Source organism: Aquabacterium sp. (genome assembly GCF_050725395.1).
GTDB lineage: Bacteria > Pseudomonadota > Gammaproteobacteria > Burkholderiales > Burkholderiaceae_C > Aquabacterium.
Genome location: NZ_JBOHHL010000012.1, coordinates 88,489 through 111,617, shown reverse-complemented (window position 1 = coordinate 111,617; position 23,129 = coordinate 88,489). Strand labels below are relative to the sequence as shown.

The window sequence follows — 23,129 nt, the reverse complement described above, 5'->3', positions numbered from 1 at the left end:
CTTGCCCCCTGGAAGATCTACTTGGTCGAGTCCACAGGGATGAAGTTGAGTTGCACAGTAGAATTCCGCCCTAACGTGAACCGTGCAGTTGATCTATTGCCCAAGCCAGTCCAAGAACTGGAACACCTGCTTGATCAAACCATCGGGCCGGGAAATGACGAGGGAACGCTGCAATCAACCGCAAGACTGCGGTCGGGTGTAGAGCACACATGGGCAAACGCTGCACTGCGCCCCTGGGCCCTCAATTCACCATACAACAGCCGCGCAGAGGTTGATGATGGGCTGAAGGCTTGGGCCAGCAATGGCGCCAACTACGCGGCAATCCATCGAGCCATTCAACGTCAGTATTCGATCTCTGAAAGGTCTCTGGCACGCTATTACCAATTGACCTTCAAGCGCTCAGCAAAAGAAGCGAGGACTTTGTCCACCTATGTTCTGGACAACGCTTTCCGCAATCACTACGTGTTCCATCGTGAAAACCGATGGGAGAACACCGACGCGCCAAACCCGTGGCAAAACAAGCAACTGGCCCCTTAAGCTCGACCAGAAGCCCCATTGGAATAGCTCGAAGCAGCGCACGTTTTTTCTGGATCACAAACAAGAACTCTCATGAAACCAATCCAAGCTGGCGACCACGCCGAAATCATCGAAGGCGCCCTGGGGACCAAGGGGCCCAATGTGGGCAAGAAGGTCCGCGTTGTGAACCTGCGTGGGGAACACAGCGAGCATGGCCGCATCTGGAAGGTCGAAGGCGAAGGCTTGGTCAGTGAATACGGTGCGGTGGGCACGACAGTGGACTGTGCTCAATCATGGTTGAGGAAGATTGAACCGCCTGAGGTGGGTTCGAACACTGAAGCCACGAAGGAACTAGATGCGCCCTTGACGCAGGCATAGTTGAAGGACCTCCGTAGGTCCATGGTTCGAGCCCAGGTGGGGGAGCCAAATGAAGACGCCTCAAGCAGCGTGCCGCCGCGGTCATGAGCTTGATCCAGTCGGCCAAGCTCAATGGGCATGACCCCTATGGCGCCCTGAGTCAAGCAAGGATCCCAAATGGGGAACCCGGCATTGGCGCACTTGGACGGGCAGTTCTAGTCAGCCCCATTTCTGACTGATACTTATGCGTCTGTAGTTGGGACGCATCTGGTTTTAGGGGAAAACATGGATACGCTTCAAACTGTAGGGCTGGTGTGCGTCGTTGCTGCGCTCGTGGGGGGCGGTCTGAAGCTGCTTGGCGCCGAGCTTCCCGTGCTATCCACGCCCCGCCAGGTGATCCTCGGTCTCTTCGGGCTGGTGTTGCTGGCGGCACACGCGGGGCTCTTTCCAGACACAAAGCTGGGACACATCGAGCAGGTGCCCATCGAACCAGCCCTGGCAGCTTCAGAACATGTGCCACCACCTCCGACCCCGCCTGAGCACAACACACAACCAAGGAGTGAACCAAAGATTGTGCCCATGGACATAACTGTGACCGCCGAGGGGGCCGATGCAGACGAAGCCTGCATGAAGGGGTATCAGCGTGCCTTCACACAATGCTACGAGACCCAAGGAGCACTTGGTGCACACCGGCAGCGCACCGAAGGCCTTTGCCATTCGGAGATGTGCGGTGACGGCGCAGGCCCCTGCCGTCTCGACTACACCTACTCCTGCTTGGTCGAAAGCAAATAGGACACGGCGAGCGGAGTTTTAAACTTACCCGCCCGGTCGATTCTGTTCGGCAGGCTCTCTATTGGGTGCCTTATCCCCAAAGCCGCTGGCAGGTCATGCACCGTGTGTCGCCTTGGCCGCCTTGCGGTCGGTCACGCCCCAGGATGCGTGCTCGTCAAAGTCACCTTCGCATTCAGTGGGTACGCGCATCGAGATGCCGCCTCAATGCGTCAGCCCCCTCCATTCAAGGGAGGCGTGGAGCACCGCAACTCTTGGAACCTTTACACTCCGATACGTTGTTGTCGTCTCGGGAGAAACTTTGAAACACCGCATCATCGCAGGCGCAATGCTGGCCCTTGCAGCATTTGCAGCCTCCGCTACCACCGCAGAACTGACCGTGGATGTCATTGCAAAGTCAAAGTGGCTGAGCACGAACGGCACCTCTTCTTATGATTTCGACTTCAAGCCAACATCGTTTTCGTTAACGTTCAAGTTTGATCTTGAAAATCCATACCAAGATCTTTTGCTCAATGCAGGCTACAAGCCATGGGCAATGACCATCCTGAACTACTCGACCACCTCGTCCACGAAAACGCCATTCACCGGCACGCTGGCGGTGGCTGCGCCAGCAGGCGCATATGTCCAAAATCCTCTGACACAGCTCGGACTGAACCGCATGCTCAGCGAGTGGGATTTCGACGCGGACAAAGTGCTGCCAACCACCGACCAGATCCTTTTCACCAGTTCGGAATCTTGGCAAACCCCGGCGCAAGGCGAGACGTACACCAAGCACACCAACTGGCGCGGCATCGAGTGGGTGCAAGAGAGCCTGCCCCTCTCGCGCAATCAACTGGCCAAAGTCTCGGGAGAAGAATTCCTGGCGCATCTGCAGAGTCAGGTTGGCAAGTCCTTCGCCAATGCATTTTATGAAGATGCGTGGACCGGTGTTTACTACGACATCTCCAGCGCCTCCACGGGCTTCGTGCAGCAAAGCGGCACAAGTATCCGTGGCGATATCTTCATTCGCTCGGTGGCGGTCGTTCCAGAGCCTGGTACCTTCGCTTTGTCCGCCATCGGACTGGCTTTAATGGCCGGGTGGCGTCGGCGATCAATGGTCTGAAAACAGCCAAGTGCAAGCAAGCCCTGCATGAAGATGCGGGGTTTTTTACTTTTTAGAGTTCACCACAAGATCGCTTTCATTGATGAAACCAATCCAAGCTGGCGACCACGCCGAAATCATCGAAGGCGCTCGTGGACCAAGGGGCCCAATGTGGGCAAGAAGGTCCGCGTTGTGATCCTTCGTGGGGACGACGGTGGACTGTGCTCAGTCTTGGTTGCGCAAGGTTGAGCCGCCTGAGGTGGGTTCTGAAAAAAACGCCAAGAAGGAAGTTGATGGGCCTCTGACGCAGGCATAGCGAATGGACTGCACCTTCGAATGACCTGAGGGGGCCTGCGCGCCAAAGCGGGCCTGCCTCATCTGCGCATTCATGATCTGCCTCATGGCTTCGCATCTTGGTGGTCTCGGATGGCCTTCCCCTGTACCAGGTGCAACAGATCCCTGGACATTCAGACTCCAAGGTGACGATGCGCTATGCCCACCTGGTAATTCTCTCGGCATGCGACATGCGGAACGAACCATGGCCGGCAAACATCACCGTGATGACTCGATGCCAGGTTCCAAGTCGTTCAATTTCTCCATGGCCCTGGGATTCCCCGCCAACCGCCTCTTCATTTGCTGCAGTTGGGCATCCGTGCCTTTGCAATAGGTATTGATTTGTCTGTTGAACTCGTCCATGACAGCCCGGTCACCTGGCTCCGGTACTTCGCCTCTTAAGTGATCACATATCTCGCGCCTTTCAAGGAAGGTGTCCAAATCTTGCTGGCTGGGTTCTGTGGCGCAAGAGACGCAAAGCGCCCCCAGCAAGGCACCGGTGATAGCTTTCTGCCAAGTCATGTTCAATGCCCGTTGTCAGACCAATGTGGTTTGTCGGCAGCGCCGCCCACAAACTTCAGGACGCCATAAGTGGCGCCGACTGACTTGAGATCGGCGTTCATGCCGGTTCTGGGCTCGGACTTGATGACGACTGCCTTGCCTTCCTTGTCATTGATGCTCAAATCGCCACTCCAACTGATCGACATGTCTACTGCCAGCTTCATGGTGTGACGGGAGTTCAAGGCTGGTGGCACTTCAAGATTCAGCATGCCGTATGAACCGACCATGGCCTTTGCTGCGGTGAGGGATGCTGCACTGTCATACTTGCCGTCCGCATCCAGGTGATCCCACTGGATGTTCACACCTGCCCGCGATGGGACCTTGGTCGGATCCTTGTCCTTCTGGTGATCATCCAGCACCAATGCATCAAATATGCGCGCTCGGGCGGCCGATAAGTGGCTGAGATGGTCACCGTTGCACCGGCAGCTCTGATCGCATCGACGAATGATTGAAGGTTTGTCGCGAAAGGCTCTTCGCAAGCCGCAATGTCCGTGCTGGTCGGAAACCTTGGCTCCCATTGGGTGCCACTCTTTTCCTTGGCCGGGATGCTAACAACCGCAGGCGTCGTATCCGAAGTTGGGGTCAATTGTGCTTGAGCCGTCGCCATAGTAAGGAACCTCAATTTGAGCGCGTTGCGCTTTGTTCGACGCAATCTTGTCCGTCAGGCCTTGCGCGTCGGTCTTGCCGGTGAATGATGTTCCACCCACCAAGGTCAGCTTGTAAGGCACATTGGCCAGAGGCTGTCCTGTGTCTTCGTCCTTCACGAGGAAGCGCATGTCATGGGAAGAATTCTCATCGGCCGGCAGCAGTCGGGTAAGAAAGCCAGCCTCCGCCGCAGCGGCCCTCTGTGTTTCACTGGCAGCCGATGCACTTGATGCACCGCCATCAGATGTGAAAGAAAGCATCTGCCCTGCAATCAAAGTGGCACCGCACGCACACTTGTCACCATGCCTGGCTGCTGGTTGCCCATCGATGATCATGGTTTGATCACCTGTGACGATGACGGTGGTGCCATGCCCACGCTTGGGACAAGTGACTTGATCGCCCACTCGGGCTATGCGCTTGCCGTGCGTATCGGTGACGCCCGATCCGCCTACGACTGTCCCGCCATGATCAGTGGGGTCTCCCACCACGATGAATGGCCTTATGAAAGCCCCTCGCCTATTTTTGATAGCGCAATGTAGCACTGCCAGCTATACACAAGACTCCCCAAATGGTGGGATCCGCAGGCAGGGATGGTCGCTGACTTGCGCCTGAATTGGGTTCGGCAAACAGCGTCAAAAGGAAAGTTAATGCCCCATTGATGCAGGCATAGCCGCAGGACACCAAATAGCATCTCCTTGGCTCAAAGTGCTGGCGTCAACACCACCTGCCCAGTGCTGCTCACCGACGCCCCAGGCACATACCCCTGGTTGACCAACAACTGCCCTTGGTTATTCATGTCAACAATGACACCGCAAACCTGCGCACCCGTCGTGAGGCTGAAGCACTGGCCATGGCCCAATGCAAAGGCATCACCGGACAGCGAGCGGATCTCCACCACCGTCACGGCATCGCCACTCGGGGTCTTCTGGCCGGTGTCTCGGTAAACCAGCAGCAGCCCTCCATCCGTCATGGCTTGGATGTAGGTCCAGTCGGATGGCATCAAGGTGAACTGGCCTGCACGCCAGATGAACAGCCGGTATGCACCATTGATTTGCACGCTCCCATGAACGGCGCCACCAGGCGTGATGCCCATCAGGCGGGTGCTGGTGGCTCCAGGAAAGTTCAGCGGCAGGTACTGTCCGTTGCTCCACAGGTAGGCCGTGTTGGTGTCGAAATCAAATCCCAGGCCATTGCATGGAATCTGCGCGGCATCGCTCAAACCGACGCAGTCCATGTTGGAAATGCCCGCCGGAAAATTGCTCAGGGCTTGTAATTTGCCGTTGGCCCAAAGGAAAGGCTGGCGTTTGGGATAAGCATGCCCCGTCAGATCCTTGGCATTGGTGATGTGCTGCAAGCCCAGAACCTGCCCGGCGCTGTTCACATGGGTGGCATCGGACCAAGCGCCCGCGCCCAGATCAGTGGGCGTGCCATTGCGCCAGACCACCGCAAAATCGTTGGCGCTGCTCGACGTGGACTTGCGTGCCTTGCCCACCACCCACCCTGAAGCATTGACGCGCATGGCCGTGGCATCGGCTTTGGTCACCAAGGGCTTGAGCGCCGTCACCTGCCCGGTGCTTGACCACAGCAAGCCAACCATGTGCGACACCATCACCCTGACGAACACCAGCTTGCCGTCCACGATGGTCAGTTTGATGGTGGTCCCATCAGGAATACTGCCCCAACCCGCCACTTGCCCGGACGGCCCCAAGGTCATGGGCATGGAACCCGTGGCACCGGCTTGAATCGCCAGAGGCGGCGAAGCGGTGTACTGCCGAGGCACAGTCTGAGCATGGGCAGACCAACTGGACAACGACAGACAAGCGGCAGCCAAAAGAGCACGCGCTTGACCAGTGCAAATGATGAAACCCGGACGCATGAACACTCCCTGACTGTTTGCTGATTTGATCCGCCATCTTGACGATCGAACGGCAAAAATTAAATGCTCGTTATCATCAATGCCCCGACCTGTGGCCTAGAAAACCCTGCCCAGGACGCCCACGGTCGGAATCAATAATACCGTCCACACACATAAGGGAGCTCGCCATGAATCGTCTGAACAAAATCGCCAGCCTGTCGTTGCTGGCAACACTGGGCACCTTCCAGATCGGCGTGGCGCACGCTGCTAAATGGCTGGTCCAGCCCATTCAGGATCCCAATGAAAGCGCCGGCAACGCGACCTCCACCGCGGCGACGGGCGTGAACAACAGTGGCGTGGTGGTGGGGCAGAAAGGATCGGGGCCCTTCACGGGATTTGTCACCGGCCCCAATGGGGTGGGCTACCAGTCTCTGGGAACGGTCTATGGCGGCATCGTGGGTGTGGACGATGCGGGCGAGGTGTCGAGCATTGCCGTCAACGGCCTCGTCTTCATCACGCCGCCCAACTCGCTGACCTTGAACCCCATCGCGCTTTTGCCGGGCGCCACCCAGAATTCATTCACCGGCATCAGCTCGGATGGGCGGATCGTCGGCCGCAATGGTCATTGGGCCAGCATCAAGCAGATGGTGTGGAACCAGATCTACTTCACGGGGCCCCATGGCGCCGGCATCACGGAATGGATCAAGCCGGCCCAGTTCTACGATGTCCAAACCACCGGCATCAACAGCTCGGGCCAAATCATCGGCAACGCCGGGCTTGTGTCGGTCAACCAGGCCACGGGCCTTCAAAATACCCATGCCTTGCTCACCGGCCCCAACGCGACGGGCTACCAGGACCTGGGCACCTTGGGGGGCGAAAGCAGCACGGCCGCCGGCGTCAATGACAGCGGACAAGTGGCGGGCAGCTCGCAACTCACCGTGGGGCTGGCCAGCCAGCATGCCTTCTTGACAGGGCCGGACGGCACGGCCATGAAAGACCTCGGAGATCTGGGTGGTGGCCAATCTTTGGCCAGGGGCCTGAACAACCTGGGCCAAGTCGTCGGGTCTTCTTACCCCGTGGCCAATGCGGCAGACCCCGTCGCCTTTGTCACGGGCCCGAATGGCGTGGGCATGCGCAACCTGGCACAGGAGGTTTCGCTGCCGGGCAATGTTGCGCTCCGGGTGGCCGTCGCCATCAACGACAAAGGCCAGGTGGTGGCGCAAGACATCAACAACCAAAGCTACTTGTTGACGCCGTTGCCTGAACTGCCAGCGGGCCAGTGTGCCGTGACCTACAAGGTGACCTCCACGGGATTCGGCTTGTTCACCGCCAAAGTGAACGTGAGCAATCAGGGCTCGTCCACACAGAGCGATTGGTCGGTGAACTGGCAGTACAACTATCGCCCCCTGCTCGTGGCCACCAATGCCAAGATCGCGCTCAATGGCGAATCCGTCACGGCCACGCCAACCATCAGCAACAAGGCAGTCAAAGCCCAGTCGACGGTTTCGTTCACGCTGACCGGCACCACCAAATCCGGCAAGGTGCCGACGGTGACGGGCTTGACCGCCAGCCTCGGTGGCAAGTCGTGCACGACCACGGCGCAATGAGCACCATCACGAGCAATGGGGCGTGGTTGAAGCGGCGCACCGCTTCAATGCAAAATGATCTCAAACATTTCTATCATCTGGGCGAAGCACCATGACCATTGAGAACGAAGATGATGTCATCGCACTCCAACGCATTGGCAGGATCGTTGCCCAGGTGCTCCAGGAGATGCTCTCTGCGGCCGAGCCCGGCATGACCACGCGCGAGCTGGATGCACTGGGCGAGCAACTGCTTGAAAAACACGGTGCACGGTCGGCCCCCAAGCTCACCTACGGTTTCCCGGGCTTCACCTGCATCAGCATCAACGAAGAAGCCGCACATGGCATCCCGGGCGATCGGGTCATTCGGGCCGGCGATGTCTTGAACATCGATGTTTCCGCCGAGTTGGGTGGCTATTTCGCCGACACCGGGGGCACGACCGTTGTGCCCCCCAGCACCCCGCTGAAGACCCGCCTGTGCCATGCCACCCGCACCGCCCTTGAGAAGGCCATGAAGCAGGCCCGTGCCGGCCAGCCCCTCAATGGCATCGGCGCGGCCATCCAGCGAACGGCGAAGGCGCACGGCTTCAAGGTCATTGAGAACCTCGGGAGCCACGGGGTGGGGCGTGCGCTGCATGAAGCACCGGAGCACATTCCCGGCTACTTTGACCCCACGGACAGACGCCTCTTGATGGAAGGCATGGTGATCACCATCGAACCCTTCCTGTCGACCAAGAGCCGCGTGGTGACCGAGACCTCCGACGGGTGGACCTTGGTGGGCGCGCATGGCAACTTGTCGGCGCAATACGAACACACGATGATCATCACCAAAGGCGAACCCATCGTCGTCACCCGATGCTGAGCTTCCCATCAATGCAGGCACTCAAGGTCTTGTGAAATTGGGGGGCAACTTGGCCAAGCTCAACACCGCATCACTGGCATTGTCAATGCTGCTCACCGGATGCGGCGTAATGCACGAGAGGCATTTTCCATCCCCGGGAGTACAACCCGCCACGGCAGAATTGCCGGCATCCGTGAATCCGGCAATCGACGCTCATCAACTTTGGCTTGACTCATCTGAACCTTACACAAAAACGGAGAAATCATTTGCTCTGCGTTCAGCAGCGAGGCTTGCCATGCCCAGCAATTCAAACCCTGTTCACACATCAGAGGTATTGGCCACCAACGCTGCATTATCTGGTTATTTTAAACAGACTGAATCAAAAATATACCGTTCCAAAAAAGATCAGCCAAAAGTATGCCTTGCCTTGTCGGGCGGCGGCATCCGAGCCTCTGCATTTGGACTCGGGGTTATTCAAGGTCTTCATGAAACAGGAAAACTTGCTGACATAGACATAATATCAGCAGTATCCGGGGGAGCTTACACACTGGCTTGGTACGTCCAAGAACGTGCAGGCGGCGTCAATGAAGAAAAGGTACTCTCCGATGTTTACATCAGGAAGAATATCCGCCCAAGTCTTTTTTCTTTGCCCGTGGCAGCTGCCGGCTCCATTTTCAGTTTATTGAATCCTTTGACCGCCGGTTCTGGCTTTGTCAACGGCATTGATTCGACAGGGATGAAAAGTGCATATTACGGCATGGTTGCAGGATCATTCAATCTGCCATTTTTTGGAGAATTGAGCCGACGCAATCTGCGAAGTGCCGTTGAAAGCGGCAGCATTCCAATGCCAATCGTCGGTATAGCAGCTTACCCAATCCCTGGGCCTGTCTATTCGTTGGAAAATCCAAAAATGGCGCTGACGAGTCTTGCCAAGTCTGTGGCCCTGTACGACACCTATCTGGAAGTCACTCCATACCGGTACGGCGTCTCAGGTATTGGCTTTCAAGAAGGCCCATTGCCCCCCCTTGGTGATGACCTTTGGGAATATGTTTTGTATTCTGGTGCGGCCTACGACCGGCCACACGAGCAAGGCAGCGTAAAAAGCTTGTCCAGTCTCATCCATTTGGGTGGGAACATGTCTTTGGTCGTGGCCAGAACCTATCCCACCCCACACCAGGTGTTGACTGAAAGCGATGTTCGCCGAGCTTTTTTCTACGCCACGGATGGAGGTTTCGCAGAAAACTTGGCCGTGTTTCCACTCGTCATGCGGAGATGCGAAACCATCATCATCGCCGACTCCGAGCACGATCCGGAATGGGTCATGGAGGGGTACCGTGTGCTCAAGACGCGTCTTCTCAATGAGCATGGACTGAACCTGGAAGTTCAGGGCATCGATGCATTGAAGCTTGCACCCGAAGCCCAGGCTTCGGAATTCACCAGGGCGGATGGCTTAAAGCTGTGGCAAACCGAACGCGAGTGCGCACGAGCGCCCGAAGAGACGCCCTGCGCTTCACGGGACGTGGCCACGACCGTTTTTGATGGATCCATTTCCATGATCCCGCTGACGAATTCTGACTTCGAGGTGCAACGGAAAACCAGAGTCATCTACCTCAAGCTCGGCCTTCGCAAGCAGTCCTTGCAAACCGATGCACCCGAGTCTGTCCGAGCTTTGATGACCTCGTGCATGGAAGCTCCACGTTCTTGCTATTTTCCTCACGATCCCACATTCAACAGACAAAATCCGATCAAGAGCCAGCAATACACCATGGAGCAATTCCAGGCGTACAAAGACTTGGCAAGGTCGATGGCACAACAGATCAATTGGTGAACCAACAAGCCTGGAGGCAGAGCTCGCGTGCTTGTTGGACATCGAAGGGCCGATACGCCACGCCAGCACACATGGAAGCTTGGCTTGCCAAACATGCCCACAGAAAGATTGCATGAGTGCCAGTACAGAGTTCATCGCACACGTCACCGACCAATTCGCCTTGATTCCCTCGTTGACGACGGGCAAGTTCTTTGGCGGACATGCCTTGCCCTCCAAGCAGCGCGCCTCAAATTGAGCGCTGCGCCACCCGCTGGCTCAATGCCTCCGCCGATTCCCGGCGTTCGCTGTAGCGGTCCACCAAGTGCGCCGCCACATCGCGGGTCAGCAAGGTGAACTTCACCAGCTCTTCCATCACATCGACCACGCGTTCGTAGTAGGGAGAGGGCTTCATGCGGCCAGCCTCATCGAATTCAAGGTAAGCCTTGGCCACCGAGGACTGATTCGGGATGGTGATCATCCGCATCCATCGCCCGAGGATGCGCATCTGGTTGACTGCGTTGAACGATTGAGAGCCCCCGGACACCTCCATGACCGCCAACGTCTTGCCCTGGGTGGGCCGCACGGAACCGATTTTCAAAGGGATCCAGTCGATCTGCGCCTTCATGATCCCGGTCATGGCACCGTGGCGTTCGGGTGAACACCAGACCATGCCCTCGGCCCACCGGGTCAGCGCCCTCAACTCCTCGACCTTGGGATGACTGTCCGGCACCGAGTCGGGCAGGGGCAAGCCGGCTGGGTCAAAGATTCGCACCTCGCCTCCCATGGCCTCCAGGAGGCGAGCCGCCTCCTGGGTCAGCAGCTTGCTGTAGGAACGCTCACGCAAGGAGCCATACAGCAACAAGAAGCGAGGCGCATGCATTGACTTGGCGGCCCCCTGCAATGCCTCGTTGCTTGGTGATTTGAACAAGGAAGGATCAATGTTGGGCAAATTCATGAATGCTGGATTCCTTGCTCGTACCAGGCCTTGCTCCGGTTGACCATGCGCACCACCAGCAGCATCACAGGGACCTCGATCAGCACCCCGACCACGGTGGCCAGTGCCGCGCCAGACTCAAAGCCGAAAAGGGCGATGGCCGCGGCCACGGCCAACTCGAAGAAGTTGCTGGCGCCAATCAAAGCCGATGGGCCCGCCACCTCATGGGATTCGCCCAGGCTGCGATTCAGCCCATAGGCCAGCGCCGAATTGAAGATCACTTGCACGAGGATCGGCACCGCCAGCAGCGCGATGACCAAGGGTTGTCGAACGATCGCTTTGCCTTGGAAGGCGAACAGCAGCACGAGTGTTGCCAGCAGCGCCGCGATGGACCATGGCCCGGCCCGCACCAAGGCCGCATCAAGGGCCGTCGCGCCGCGTGCCAACAGCCGTTGGCGAAGCCACTGCGACATGATCACCGGCACCACGATGTACAGCACCACCGAAGTGAACAAGGTGCCCCAGGGCACGACGATGGAAGACATGCCCAGCAACAAGGCCACGATGGGCGCAAAAGCGAACACCATGATGGCGTCGTTCAAGGCCACCTGGGACAAGGTGAACGCCGCATGGCCGCCCGTCAGCCGGCTCCACACGAACACCATGGCCGTGCAAGGCGCTGCGGCCAGCAGGATGAGGCCGGCGATGTAGCTGTCCAACTGATCGGCGGGCAGGAACGGCGCAAACAGGTGGCGAACGAAAAACCAACTCAGCAAGGCCATCGAAAAGGGCTTGACCGCCCAGTTCACGAAGAGCGTGACCCCTGCGCCTCTCCAGTGCCGTCCCACTTGAGACAAGCTGGAGAAATCCACCTTCAACAACATCGGGATGATCATCACCCAGATCAACAAGCCCACGGGCAAATTGACCTGCGCGATCTCCAGGCCTCCAATGGCCTGGAACACGTCAGGCAGGAGTTGACCCAGGGCGATGCCAATGACAATGCACAGCAAAACCCACACGGTCAGGTAGCGCTCGAACACATTCATGCGAGCACCTCAACTTTGCGCAATGCGGGTCAGCGCCTGCTGCAAATCACCAGGGCCCATGCTGCCCAATGGCAGCGCCAGCAACTGCAGCATCCGGTAGCCCATGGCTTGTCGGGTCAACTCGAAGGCCAGCCGCTGGCCATCGTCACCGCCCGGCGCATTGGACGGGTCCGCGTAGCCCCAATGCACCTTGACCGGACTGCCCGGCCAATGAGGGCATGCCTCTGAAGTGGCGCTGTCACACACCGTGATCACGATGTGGACCTCGGGCGCGCCATCGACCGTGAACTCATCCCAGCTCTTGCTGCGGTAGCCCTTGGTGTCCACGCCGGCGTTGTTCAAGGCCTTCAAGGCATGGGGATTGAGCCGTCCGCTTGGCGCACTGCCTGCGCTGAAGGCACGAACATCACGCCCCAGTTTTTGAGCCCAGTGGTTGAGCATGCCTTCGCTCAGCACGCTGCGCGCGGAGTTGTGGGTGCACAGGATCAGGATGTTGGTGGTCATGGCGGATGTTCAGTCAGCAGCAGGCGGAGGTTGTGGTGCAAGGCTGGCCTTGGCAGCAGTTCTCGGTCAGGTATGACAACAAGCCATTCATGCGATCGAAGGCCGCCCGGTAAATCAGATGTCGCCCATCTCGCTCTTGAGACACCAAATCCGCATGCAGCAACTCCTTGAGGTGAAACGACAGCGAGGTGCTTGGCACCTCGAGCTGCCCACTCAACGCCGAAGGGGTCAGGCCAGCAGGCCCCGCCACGACGAGCGCACGAAACACCCTCAACCGAACCGGCTGAGCAAGGGCCGCCAAAGATTTCACGATGTCTATTTCTTCCATATTTCAATTATTATTGAAATAATGAAATGCTGCAAGCAGCTGACCAAGGGCAGGGCCGGGCCCGATCAAGGCGCCCCCTCTCCCTCTGATAACATTTCCAAAACAAAGAGGAATGCGCGAGCGTGAACATCGAAAAGGTTGTTTTGGCTGGAAGGCGCGTTCGCCTTGAACCTGTGTCGCCAGCGCACCTGCCAGAACTGGCCAAGGCCATCCACGACGGCGATCTCTGGCAGGTTCCCTTCACCTTCGTGCCCCACCCGAGCCATCTTCCAAAATTCTTCGATGACGCGGAATCCGCCTTCGCTGCGGGGAAAGAACTGGCGTTTGCCACGATCGATGTGCAGTCATCCCGCGTTGCGGGCAGCACCCGCTTCCGGTGCATCGAACGGCCTCATCGCCGCGTCGAGATCGGCTTCACCTTCCTGGGGGCTTCCTGGCAACGCACCCACGTCAACACCGAGGCCAAGTACCTCATGCTGCGCCATGCGTTCGAGACCTGGGGCTGTCACCGTGTCGAACTGCTGACCGACGAGCGCAACACGAAGTCCAGGGACGCCATCCGTCGGATTGGTGCTCAAGAGGAAGGTGTTTTGCGCAGCCACATGGTCATGCGGGACGGGTACATTCGCAATTCGGTCATTCATGGCATCACCGCCGCTGATTGGCCGAGCGCCAAGGCCATGCTGGAAAGCAAGCTGGGGGATTGAAGCCCACCGGACGGTCAAGCTTCGCTCGCCATGAAGTGCCCGGTCTGCCCTGATACCACCGCCCCGACTTCGTGGATTCGGACTACCCGTCTTCAGGCCACCGCCACCACAAGAAGAGGTCCTGGCTCAGCGACATCTTCGATTGAGGGGGCCATCAAGGCTTCACGTAGCCGCATTTGATGGAAGGCTCGACCACTGGCGTGCAGTGCTCGAAAGCTTCAGCCCGGGTCACGCCATTGGCAATCTTGTAGGGCGCGAAGCAGGCTTCGCTTTCCCGGTACAGGCGCACCATTTTCTGGCACTCGGTTTCATGGGGCTGCATGTCGGGCACCGGTGTGACGGTCAACGGCAGAGCGCCCTCGCCATAGAGCGGCGGCAGCACGGGCAGGCCCTGATCCCGCCGTGACTTGTTGACCAACGCCCGCGTTTTTGCCTCTTCACGCTGATGCCGCGTCAACTCGTGAACCCGCGAATCCTCGCGCTTGACCCTGTCTTTGCGAACACCTGCAGGAGGCCGGTCGGCGGCATGCGCCTTCCCCTGCTCGTCCGTCCAGCGGTAGATTTCGGTCGCGTGCAGCACCACCGGCGCGCACACGGCCAAGGTCATGGCCAAAACAGCCCATCGCGCGACCATGCCATCCTCCAGCAGCCCAAAGCCCCAAGGCTAATGGAAATCGGAATGCCCTGCAGCCGTCCGGCACACCGATTGCCGCCGCCAAGCATCCATCATCGCCCTCACAGACATGACGACTCACCATTCGACCCACCGCCGCGCCTTGTTGCTGGCCTGCGCTTCCGCCTCGCTGCTGGGCGCCTGCACCACCGTGGCCAAGGCGCCGGCGCCCAATACCCGCAAGACATCCTCCGCCGAAGACCGTTTGGCCCAACTGGAGGCCTCTTCGGGTGGTCGGCTGGGGGTGGCCGCCTTCGACGTGGGCAACAACGCGCAGATCCTGCACCGCGCCGATGAACGCTTCCCCTTGTGCAGCACCTTCAAGGTCATCGCCGTGTCGGCCATCCTTAACCTCGCCACGAAGGATGCGGCCGTGCTGAAGCAGCGCCTGTCGATCGGCGCCCAAGACCTGGTCGCGAACTCACCAGTCACTGGCCAACATGTCGGTGCGGCCATGAACGTGGGCGATTTGTGCGCGGCGGCGCTTCAATACAGCGACAACACCGCCGCCAACCTGCTGGTTAAATTGCTGGGTGGACCTTCCGCCGTGACCGCGTTTGCCCGCTTGGCCGGAGACGAAACCTTCCGCCTCGACCGATTGGAAACGGAATTGAACAGCGCCATCCCAGGCGACCCTCGGGACACCTCGACGCCCGGCAACATGGCGCGCAGCCTGCAAGGCCTGGCCCTGGACAACGTGCTGGCCGACCCGCAGCGGGACCAACTCCAGGCCTGGCTCAAGGGCAACACCACCGGTGCCGCACGCATCCGCGCGGGGGTTCCATCCGACTGGGTGGTCGGCGACAAGACCGGCGCGGGGGCCCACGGCACCACCAATGACATCGCGGTGCTCTGGCCTCCCAAAGGCTCGCCCATCGTCCTGGCCGTTTACTTCACGCAGCCCGACAAAAATGCGCCCTTGCGCAACGACGTGATCGCCGAAGCCAGCCGCATCGTGGTCGACGGCATTCAACGCCGGCGGTGAGATCGGACAACAAGGGGAAGGAAGGTGTGGATGAGCACAAGGTGGAGGCGCGACCCGGAGTCGAACCGGGCTAACCGGATTTGCAATCCGGGGCATAACCGCTTTGCTATCGCGCCACGGCTCATCTGACTCCCCGCATGGCGGGGAGGTCGCAATTATGTACCAGTTCTGCGGCGCATGACCCGACGCCTGCAGGTTCTCCAAGCCTGCGTTATCGTCACCACCATCAACTTTTTGAAGGTGGCTCGACCATGGATTTGAAGCTCACAGGCAAGCTCGCCTTGGTGTCTGGAAGCACCGCGGGCATTGGCCACGCCATCGCGTCGGCCCTGGCCGCCGAAGGCGCCCGCGTGATCGTGAACGGGCGCTCGCAAGCCTCGGTGGACAAGGCCGTTGCACAGATCAAGGCGGCGCCAGGCGGCGAGGTGCTGGGCTTCGCCGGCGACCTGAGCACGGCCGAAGCGGCCCAGGCCTTGACCGACCAGCACCCGGGCATCGAGATCCTCGTCAACAACCTGGGCATCTTCGAACCCAAAGCATTCGAAGACATCCCCGATGAAGACTGGACGCGCTTCTTCGATGTCAACGTCTTGAGCGGCGTGCGTCTGGCGCGCCTGTGCCTGCCGGCCATGAAACGCGCCAATTGGGGCCGCATCATCTTCATCTCCAGCGAAAGCGCGGTGCAGATCCCGGCAGAGATGATCCACTACGGCATGACCAAGACCGCGCAGTTGGCCGTCTCGCGCGGCCTGGCCGAATCGGTGGCGGGCACGGGCATCACGGTCAACAGCATTCTGCCTGGGCCGACACGCTCGCGCGGTGTGGGTGACTTCGTCGAAGCACTGGCCAAGGCCAATGGCCAGTCGGTCCAGGCTTTCGAGCAGGAATTCTTCCAGACCGCCCGTCCCTCCTCGCTCATCAAGCGCTTCGAGGAACCCGAGGAAATCGCCAGCATGGTGGCCTACATCGCAAGCCCCTTGGCATCGGGCACCACGGGCGCGGCGCTGCGTGTGGATGGGGGCTGCACGAAAAGCGCCTTCTGATGGCTGTTGTGATCTCTGGAATGAAAAAAGGACCCGAGAGGGTCCTTTTCAAATTCTGGAGCGGGAAACGAGACTCGAACTCGCGACCTCAACCTTGGCAAGGTTGCGCTCTACCAACTGAGCTATTCCCGCATGACTTGTGTCAGCCGCTGCCTGCGTTGTTTGCAACCGTTTGGTGTTTGGTTGCTGCAATCAGCGAAGACCTGAACTATACACCGCTTTTGGCAGCTTCATCAAGCTTCGCTGATTTTTTCCAACACACTTCAGTGCTTCACAGCCTCGGTTGAGGTGGGCGCCGCGGCCGGCGCCGCGTCAGGTTTGGCTTCGACCTTGGCCTCTTCTTCAGGCAAAGGGGTGGGCGCGCGCTCCAGGGCAATTTCCAGCACCTTGTCGATCCATTTGACCGGAACGATCTCGATGGCGCTCTTGACGTTCTCGGGGATCTCCTGAAGGTCCTTCACATTCTCTTCAGGGATGAGCACCGTCTTGATGCCACCACGGTGCGCGGCCAACAGCTTCTCTTTCAAGCCACCGATGGCCGTGATCTCGCCTCGCAGCGTGATCTCGCCCGTCATGGCCACCGAGGCCTTGACCGGGATGCCCGTGAGCACCGACACCAGGGCCGTGGCCATGGCAGCGCCTGCGCTTGGGCCGTCCTTGGGCGTGGCGCCATCCGGCACGTGGATGTGGATGTCGCGCTTCTCGAAGAGCTCGTCCTTGATGCCCAGGCGCGCGGCCCGGCTGCGCACCACCGTGCGGGCAGCCTCGACCGACTCCTTCATCACATCGCCGAGCGAACCGGTGCGGGTGATGACACCCTTGCCCGGCATGCTGGCCGACTCGATGGTGAGCAGATCGCCACCGACTTCCGTCCAGGCCAAGCCAACCACCTGACCGACCTGGTTGTCCTTCGTCGCCTGACCGTAGTCATAGCGGCGCACGCCCAGGAAGTCATTGAGGTTGTCTTCGGACACCACGACCTTGCCCGTGTATTGCTTCAGCGTCAGGCCCTTGACCACCTTGCGGCAGATCTTGGACACCTCGCGCTCGAGCGAACGCACACCAGCCTCGCGGGTGTAGTAACGGATCACGCCACGGATGGCGGATTCGGTCACTTCCATTTCCTCGTCTTTCACGCCGTTGTTCTTGCGCTGCTTGGGCAGCAAGTACGTCTGCGCGATCGAGACCTTCTCGTCCTCGGTGTAACCCGCCAGGCGGATCACTTCCATGCGGTCGAGCAGGGCCGGCGGGATGTTCAGCGAGTTGGACGTCGCCACGAACATCACGTCGGACAGATCGAAGTCGACCTCGATGTAATGGTCGCCGAAGGTGTGGTTCTGCTCGGGGTCGAGCACCTCCAGCAGGGCCGAAGACGGGTCGCCCCGGAAGTCCATGCCCAGCTTGTCGATCTCGTCCAGCAGGAACAGCGGGTTGCGCGTGCCGACCTTGGACAACGACTGCAGCACCTTGCCCGGCATCGAGCCGATGTAAGTGCGGCGGTGGCCACGGATCTCGGCCTCGTCACGCACGCCACCCAAGGCCATGCGAACGAACTTGCGACCGGTGGCGCGGGCAATCGACTGCCCCAGCGAGGTCTTGCCGACACCGGGAGGGCCGACCAGGCACAGGATGGGCGCCTTGACCTTGTCCACGCGCTGTTGGACAGCAAGGTACTCAAGGATGCGTTCCTTGACCTTGTCGAGGCCGTAGTGATCCTGGTTCAGCACGTCCTCGGCATTGGCCAGGTTGTGCTTGATCTTGGTCTTCTTGGACCAAGGCAGGGCCACGATCGTGTCGATGAAGTTGCGCACCACGGTGGCTTCGGCCGACATGGGCGACATCAGGCGCAGCTTCTTGAGCTCGGCATCGGCCTTCTTGCGCGCCTCTTTGGGCATGCGGGCGGCTTCGATCTTCTTGGCCAGCTCTTCGAGGTCAGCGCCCTCTTCGCCTTCACCCAGTTCTTTCTGGATGGCCTTGACCTGTTCGTTCAGGTAGTACTCGCGCTGGGATTTTTCCATCTGGCGCTTGACGCGGCCACGGATGCGCTTTTCGACCTGCAGGATGTCGACTTCGTGCTCGAGCTGTTCGAGCAGTTTTTCGAGGCGGGCGGACACCGAGAACAGGTCGAGCACCGACTGCTTGCTCTCCAGCTTCAAAGGCAGGTGGGCGGCAATGGTGTCGGCCAGGCGGCCAGCGTCGTCGATGCCGGAGATCGAGGTGAGGATCTCGGGCGGGATTTTCTTGTTGAGCTTGACGTATTGGTCGAACTGCTGCGTCACGGCGCGGCGCAGGGCCTCGACTTCAGGCGTCGTGTTGCCTTCGGGCTGCACGGGCACGACCACCGAGGTGAAGAATTCACCCGAATCGTCAATCGATGATGTGTTGGCACGCTGCACGCCCTCAACCAGCACCTTGACGGTGCCATCGGGCAATTTCAGCATCTGGAGGATGCTGGAAACGCAGCCGATCTCGAACATGTCTTCAGCCTTAGGCTCGTCCTTGCCAGCCGCTTTTTGAGCGACGAGCATGATCTGACGACCGGCTTCCATGGCGGCCTCCAAGGCCTTGATGGACTTGGGGCGACCCACGAACAGTGGGATGACCATGTGGGGGAACACGACCACATCGCGCAGCGGCAGGAGCGGCAGGCTGATGGGGTCAGAGGGAAGGATGGGATGTCCTGACATGATGGCCTTTCTTTGTCAGAGTCCCAGATGGGGCTCTAAAACCAAAACACAAGGGCGTCGGGTGACCGACACCCATCAGAGCAGGATGTTCAGGTTCAAGCGCTGGCCTTGACCTGTTCCCGGTACACCAACAGGGGCTTGGCGTTTTCATCAATGGTGGGTTCATCCAGCACCACCTTTTGCACTCCTTCCTGGGTTGGCAATTCAAACATCGTGTCCAGCAAGGATTGCTCCAGGATGGACCTCAAACCACGCGCCCCCGTCTTGCGGGCCAAGGCCTTGCGGGCGATGGCCGTCAAGGCAGCGGGACGGATTTCCAATTCGACGCCATCCATGCCCAGCAACTGCTGGTACTGCTTGACGAGCGCGTTCTTGGGTTCGGTCAAGATGCGCACCAAAGCGTCCTCCGTCAATTCCCCCAAGGTGGCGACCACGGGCATGCGGCCGATCAACTCGGGGATGATGCCGAACTTGATGAGGTCCTCGGGCTCGACTTCGCGGAACACCTCGGACAGCTTCCGGTCTTCCTTGCTCTTGACCGCCGCGCCAAAACCGATACCCGACTTGACGGAGCGGTTCTGGATGATCTTTTCAAGGCCGTCGAAAGCGCCACCGCAGATGAACAGGATGTTGGTCGTGTCGATCTGCAAGAAATCTTGATTGGGGTGCTTGCGACCGCCCTGCGGCGGCACCGAGGCCATCGTGCCTTCGATCAGCTTCAGCAAGGCCTGTTGCACGCCTTCGCCCGACACGTCACGCGTGATGGAGGGGTTGTCGGACTTGCGCGAGATCTTGTCGATTTCATCGATGTAGACGATGCCGCGCTGGGCCTTGTCCACCTCGTAGTTGCAGTTCTGCAGCAGTTTCTGGATGATGTTCTCGACGTCCTCGCCCACGTAACCGGCTTCGGTCAGCGTGGTGGCGTCGGCGATCACGAACGGCACGTTCAGCAGACGGGCCAGGGTCTGGGCGAGCAGGGTCTTGCCGGAGCCCGTGGGGCCGATCAGCAGGATGTTGCTCTTGGACAGTTCGATGTCGGGCTTCTTGCCATCGCCCGTGCCCATGTGGCGCAAGCGCTTGTAATGGTTGTAGACCGCCACCGACAGCGTGCGTTTGGCGGTGTCCTGCCCAATCACGTACTGATCGAGTTGGGCCTTGATCTCGTTGGGAGTGGGCAGATCGCTGCGCGCTGGGCGGGCGGTCTGTTCGGCCTCGGCCGCGACCTCATCCCGGATGATGTCGTTGCACAGGTCGATGCATTCGTCACAAATGAAGACCGACGGGCCGGCGATGAGCTTCTTGACCTCGTGCTGGCTCTTACCGCAGAAGGAGCAGTACAGGATCTTTTCGCTGGAAGAGCCTTTTTTTTCGGACATGGGGCAGGCCTGTCAGTGAGTCAGCAAATGTTGGTGATGATGATAAGTCAAACGCCTTGGCTGGCGGCCGGTCGAAGAAGAAGCCTTTGCTGGGGCTTTACCTCGCATCCGGCCACCTTTTTGGCAATCAGGAGGCCGCGGCTTGGCGCTTTTCCAGCACTTTGTCGATCAAACCGTAAGTGGCCGATTCCGCAGCCGACATGTAGTAGTCGCGCTCGGTGTCCAACTGGATCTTTTCCAGGGATTGGCCAGTGCGTTCTGCCAGGATGCGGTTGAGTTGCTCGCGGGTCTTGAGGATCTCGCGGGCATGGATCTCGATGTCCGTGGCCTGGCCTTGGGTGCCGCCCAGAGGTTGGTGGATCATGATCTTGGAATTGGGCAGCGCGAAACGCTTGTCCTTGGCGCCGGCAGCCAGCAAGAAGGCGCCCATGGAGGCGGCCATGCCCATGCACAGGGTCGACACGTCGGGCTTGATGAACTGCATGGTGTCGAAAATCGACATGCCCGCGCTCACGCTGCCGCCCGGCGAGTTGATGTACAAGGAGATGTCCTTGTCGGGGTTTTCGCTTTCGAGGAACAGCAGTTGCGCCACGACCAGGTTGGCCGATTGGTCGTTGACCGGTCCCACCAGGAAAACCACCCGTTCGCGCAGCAAACGGCTGTAGATGTCGTAGGCGCGTTCGCCGCGGCCTGATGTCTCGATGACCATGGGCACCAAGCCCAGGTTTTGTGTGTCCAGAGCGCTCATGTGCTTCCTTGTGGAATATTCAATGCGTGATTTGATTATGGCGCCTCGGAAGGCCCGCCAGAACGCCGGAAAAAGCCGGAGAGTGTCCTTGTCGTCTTTCCGTTGCTAGGACGCACATGGGGACGTTCGCACAAAATAAAAGGCACCTGCCTCCGCTGGGGATTGGCAGGTGCCCTTGCCAGGGCTTCACGCCCCGGAAAGACGGGAAAATCAGCCTTGCTGACCCATCAGTTCTTCGAAGCCCAGGCCCTTGTCGGTAACCTTGGCCTTGGACAGCACGAAATCAACCACATTGCCTTCAATGACAACGGCTTCGACCTCGGCCATGCGCTGGCGGTCGCTCATGTACCAGGCCACCACTTGCTGGGGTTGCTCGTAGCTTTGCGACAGTTCTTCGATGTGGGCTTGCAACTGCTCGGGCTTGGCAGCCAGGTTGTTGTTGCGCACCAGTTCGCCCACGATCAGGCCCAGGCGCACGCGGCGCTCGGCCTGGGGCTGGAACATCTCAGTGGGGATTGGCGCCTTGTCGGCATCCTTGACACCGCGCGACTTCAGGTCAGCGCGGGCGCCTTCGACCAGGCGGTCGGTTTCGGCGGCGACCAAGGAGTTGGGCACGTCGAACTCGGCCAGCTTGAGCAGGGCGTCCATGGTGGCGGCCTTGTTGCGGCCGGCCACGCGGAACTTGACTTCACGCTCGAGGTTCTTCTTGATGTCGGCGCGCAGCGCTTCGATCGAGGACTCGGGCAGGCCCAGGCTCGACACGAACTCTTCGTTCACTTCGGGCAGGTTCTGGGCTTCCAGCTTCTTCAGGGTCACGAGGAAGTCGGCTTCTTTGCCGGCCACGTCCTTGCCATGGTAGTCGTCGGGGAACTTCAGGGGGAAAGTCTTGGACTCGCCCGTCTTCATGCCACGAACAGCCTTCTCGAAAGCTTCGAGCATCTGGCCTTCGCCCAGCAGGAACTGGTAGCCCTCGGCCTTGCCGCCGTCGAAGGGCACGCCGTCGATCTTGCCTTCGAAGTCGATGGTGACGCGGTCGCCATCGGCGGCTGCTTCGGTGGCAGCGCGCTGCTCGAAGGTGCGGCGTTGCTTGCGCAGGATTTCAACAGTGCGGTCGATGGCGGCATCGTTGACTTCGGCGGTCACGCGCTCGACTTCGGCGGTCGACAGGTCGCCGATGACGACTTGCGGGTAGACCTCGAAGGTGGCGTCGAAGAGCAGCTTGCCTTCTTCGGCGGACGAGCCTTCTTTTTCAGCGATGCGGGGCTGACCAGCGACGCGCAATTGCGCTTCGGCGGCGGCCTTGGAAAAGGCCTGGCCGACCTGGTCGTTGACCACTTCGTACTGAACGGAATAGCCGTAGCGCTGGGCGACCACGGTCATGGGCACTTTGCCAGGACGGAAGCCGTCAACCTTGACGGTGCGGGCCAGCTTCTTCAAGCGGGCGTCGACTTCGTTCCTGAGCACGTCAGCTGGCAGCGACAGCGTGATGCGTCGTTCCAGCTTGTCGAGGGTCTCCACGGTGACAGCCATGTCATGTACTCTCAAAATTAGGTAATTGATAAAAGGCCTGGTGCGCGGGGGGGGACTCGAACCCCCACACCATTGCTGGCGTCAGGACCTAAACCTGGTGCGTCTACCAATTTCGCCACCCGCGCATCGACTTTGACAACCTGGTTGCTAGATGCAGCCAAGCAGGCTATTTGGTCTGAACCGCCGATTCTACCGCG

Annotated in this window: 22 protein-coding genes, 3 tRNA genes and 2 pseudogenes; 12 read left to right on the top strand and 15 right to left on the bottom strand. The window is 59.6% G+C overall.

Annotated features, from left to right (window positions below):
* The 5 genes and pseudogenes from ACREB4_RS10150 to ACREB4_RS10130 all read left to right on the top strand — a co-directional run.
* Window positions 1–537, top strand: a 537-nt coding sequence (locus ACREB4_RS10150) for a hypothetical protein (RefSeq protein ID WP_431588090.1), incomplete at its 5' end; no start/stop codon positions are given.
* A gap of 72 nt (window positions 538–609) precedes the next feature.
* Window positions 610–894: a hypothetical protein gene (locus ACREB4_RS10145; RefSeq protein ID WP_431588089.1), complete on the top strand. Its 285-nt coding sequence runs from the start codon at window positions 610–612 to the stop codon at window positions 892–894.
* 56 nt (window positions 895–950) lie between these two features.
* A pseudogene (locus tag ACREB4_RS10140) lies at window positions 951–1,112 on the top strand (transposase domain-containing protein); the annotation flags it as partial.
* Between the two features lie 46 nt (window positions 1,113–1,158).
* The gene (locus ACREB4_RS10135) at window positions 1,159–1,665 is read left to right on the top strand and encodes a hypothetical protein (RefSeq protein ID WP_431588088.1); all 507 of its coding nucleotides are present in this window, start codon (window positions 1,159–1,161) and stop codon (window positions 1,663–1,665) included.
* Between the two features lie 298 nt (window positions 1,666–1,963).
* The gene (locus ACREB4_RS10130; protein ID WP_431588087.1) at window positions 1,964–2,764 is read left to right on the top strand and encodes a PEP-CTERM sorting domain-containing protein; all 801 of its coding nucleotides are present in this window, start codon (window positions 1,964–1,966) and stop codon (window positions 2,762–2,764) included.
* 836 nt (window positions 2,765–3,600) lie between these two features.
* Here the strand turns inward: ACREB4_RS10130 and ACREB4_RS10125 are convergent.
* The 3 genes and pseudogenes from ACREB4_RS10125 to ACREB4_RS10115 all read right to left on the bottom strand — a co-directional run bounded on the left by ACREB4_RS10125 (window position 3,601) and on the right by ACREB4_RS10115 (window position 6,002).
* Window positions 3,601–4,155, bottom strand: coding sequence for a hypothetical protein (locus tag ACREB4_RS10125; protein WP_431588086.1), 555 nt, complete (start codon window positions 4,153–4,155; stop codon window positions 3,601–3,603).
* 387 nt (window positions 4,156–4,542) lie between these two features.
* Window positions 4,543–4,785, bottom strand: a pseudogene (locus ACREB4_RS10120) (PAAR domain-containing protein); the annotation flags it as partial.
* 197 nt (window positions 4,786–4,982) lie between these two features.
* On the bottom strand, window positions 4,983–6,002 hold the full coding sequence (locus ACREB4_RS10115) for a hypothetical protein (RefSeq protein ID WP_431588085.1): 1,020 nt from the start codon (window positions 6,000–6,002) through the stop codon (window positions 4,983–4,985).
* A 323-nt stretch (window positions 6,003–6,325) separates the two neighbouring features.
* Here ACREB4_RS10115 and ACREB4_RS10110 point away from each other — a divergent pair, with 323 nt between their 5' ends.
* From ACREB4_RS10110 to ACREB4_RS10095, 4 genes are all read left to right on the top strand, one after another.
* Window positions 6,326–7,744: a cellulose binding domain-containing protein gene (locus ACREB4_RS10110; RefSeq protein WP_431588084.1), complete on the top strand. Its 1,419-nt coding sequence runs from the start codon at window positions 6,326–6,328 to the stop codon at window positions 7,742–7,744.
* A 91-nt stretch (window positions 7,745–7,835) separates the two neighbouring features.
* Window positions 7,836–8,582, top strand: coding sequence for a type I methionyl aminopeptidase (gene map / locus ACREB4_RS10105; RefSeq protein WP_431588083.1), 747 nt, complete (start codon window positions 7,836–7,838; stop codon window positions 8,580–8,582).
* 49 nt (window positions 8,583–8,631) lie between these two features.
* Window positions 8,632–10,389, top strand: a complete 1,758-nt coding sequence (locus tag ACREB4_RS10100; protein WP_431588082.1) for a patatin-like phospholipase family protein — start codon at window positions 8,632–8,634, stop codon at window positions 10,387–10,389.
* A 112-nt stretch (window positions 10,390–10,501) separates the two neighbouring features.
* Window positions 10,502–10,624 carry a hypothetical protein gene (locus ACREB4_RS10095; protein WP_431588081.1) on the top strand — a complete coding sequence of 41 codons (123 nt, stop codon included), beginning with the start codon at window positions 10,502–10,504 and terminating at the stop codon, window positions 10,622–10,624.
* On the opposite strand, the gene arsH is transcribed toward ACREB4_RS10095, so the two are convergent.
* The 4 genes from arsH to ACREB4_RS10075 are packed head-to-tail and all read right to left on the bottom strand — an operon-like array spanning window position 10,616 to window position 13,183.
* Window positions 10,616–11,323, bottom strand: a complete 708-nt coding sequence (gene arsH / locus ACREB4_RS10090; protein WP_431588080.1) for an arsenical resistance protein ArsH — start codon at window positions 11,321–11,323, stop codon at window positions 10,616–10,618. The genes ACREB4_RS10095 and arsH overlap by 9 nt on opposite strands.
* Entirely contained in the window at window positions 11,320–12,351 is a 1,032-nt protein-coding gene (arsB, locus tag ACREB4_RS10085; protein ID WP_431588079.1) for an ACR3 family arsenite efflux transporter, read from the bottom strand. The genes arsH and arsB overlap by 4 nt, the downstream gene beginning before the upstream one ends.
* A gap of 9 nt (window positions 12,352–12,360) precedes the next feature.
* Window positions 12,361–12,855, bottom strand: coding sequence for an arsenate reductase ArsC (locus ACREB4_RS10080; RefSeq protein WP_431588078.1), 495 nt, complete (start codon window positions 12,853–12,855; stop codon window positions 12,361–12,363).
* Between the two features lie 13 nt (window positions 12,856–12,868).
* Window positions 12,869–13,183, bottom strand: a complete 315-nt coding sequence (locus tag ACREB4_RS10075) for an ArsR/SmtB family transcription factor (RefSeq protein ID WP_431588077.1) — start codon at window positions 13,181–13,183, stop codon at window positions 12,869–12,871.
* A 122-nt stretch (window positions 13,184–13,305) separates the two neighbouring features.
* On the opposite strand from ACREB4_RS10075, the gene ACREB4_RS10070 reads away from it, so the two are divergent.
* Window positions 13,306–13,890, top strand: coding sequence for a GNAT family N-acetyltransferase (locus ACREB4_RS10070; protein ID WP_431588076.1), 585 nt, complete (start codon window positions 13,306–13,308; stop codon window positions 13,888–13,890).
* A gap of 154 nt (window positions 13,891–14,044) precedes the next feature.
* Here the strand turns inward: ACREB4_RS10070 and ACREB4_RS10065 are convergent, their stop codons facing one another.
* The gene (locus ACREB4_RS10065) at window positions 14,045–14,524 is read right to left on the bottom strand and encodes a DUF4124 domain-containing protein (protein WP_431588075.1); all 480 of its coding nucleotides are present in this window, start codon (window positions 14,522–14,524) and stop codon (window positions 14,045–14,047) included.
* A 109-nt stretch (window positions 14,525–14,633) separates the two neighbouring features.
* Here ACREB4_RS10065 and bla point away from each other — a divergent pair, with 109 nt between their 5' ends.
* Window positions 14,634–15,548 (top strand): class A beta-lactamase, encoded by a 915-nt coding sequence (gene bla / locus ACREB4_RS10060; protein WP_431588074.1) that lies wholly within the window; start codon window positions 14,634–14,636, stop codon window positions 15,546–15,548.
* Between the two features lie 42 nt (window positions 15,549–15,590).
* On the opposite strand, the gene ACREB4_RS10055 is transcribed toward bla, so the two are convergent.
* Window positions 15,591–15,664, bottom strand: a tRNA-Cys gene (locus ACREB4_RS10055).
* A gap of 135 nt (window positions 15,665–15,799) precedes the next feature.
* Between ACREB4_RS10055 and ACREB4_RS10050 the strand changes: the two genes are divergently transcribed.
* Window positions 15,800–16,591: an SDR family NAD(P)-dependent oxidoreductase gene (locus ACREB4_RS10050; protein WP_431588073.1), complete on the top strand. Its 792-nt coding sequence runs from the start codon at window positions 15,800–15,802 to the stop codon at window positions 16,589–16,591.
* Window positions 16,592–16,647: 56 nt separating this feature from the next.
* On the opposite strand, the gene ACREB4_RS10045 is transcribed toward ACREB4_RS10050, so the two are convergent.
* The 6 genes from ACREB4_RS10045 to ACREB4_RS10020 form a co-directional block, all read right to left on the bottom strand.
* Window positions 16,648–16,723: transfer RNA gene (locus tag ACREB4_RS10045), tRNA-Gly, on the bottom strand.
* 131 nt (window positions 16,724–16,854) lie between these two features.
* Window positions 16,855–19,278 carry an endopeptidase La gene (gene lon, locus ACREB4_RS10040; protein ID WP_431588072.1) on the bottom strand — a complete coding sequence of 808 codons (2,424 nt, stop codon included), beginning with the start codon at window positions 19,276–19,278 and terminating at the stop codon, window positions 16,855–16,857.
* 95 nt (window positions 19,279–19,373) lie between these two features.
* A complete protein-coding gene (clpX, locus tag ACREB4_RS10035) occupies window positions 19,374–20,654 on the bottom strand; it encodes an ATP-dependent Clp protease ATP-binding subunit ClpX (RefSeq protein WP_431588071.1) in 1,281 nt (426 codons plus the stop codon).
* A 127-nt stretch (window positions 20,655–20,781) separates the two neighbouring features.
* A complete protein-coding gene (gene clpP, locus ACREB4_RS10030) occupies window positions 20,782–21,402 on the bottom strand; it encodes an ATP-dependent Clp protease proteolytic subunit (protein WP_431588070.1) in 621 nt (206 codons plus the stop codon).
* 210 nt (window positions 21,403–21,612) lie between these two features.
* Entirely contained in the window at window positions 21,613–22,932 is a 1,320-nt protein-coding gene (tig, locus tag ACREB4_RS10025; RefSeq protein WP_431588069.1) for a trigger factor, read from the bottom strand.
* A 38-nt stretch (window positions 22,933–22,970) separates the two neighbouring features.
* Window positions 22,971–23,057, bottom strand: a tRNA-Leu gene (locus ACREB4_RS10020).
* Between the last annotated feature and the right edge of the window lie 72 nt (window positions 23,058–23,129).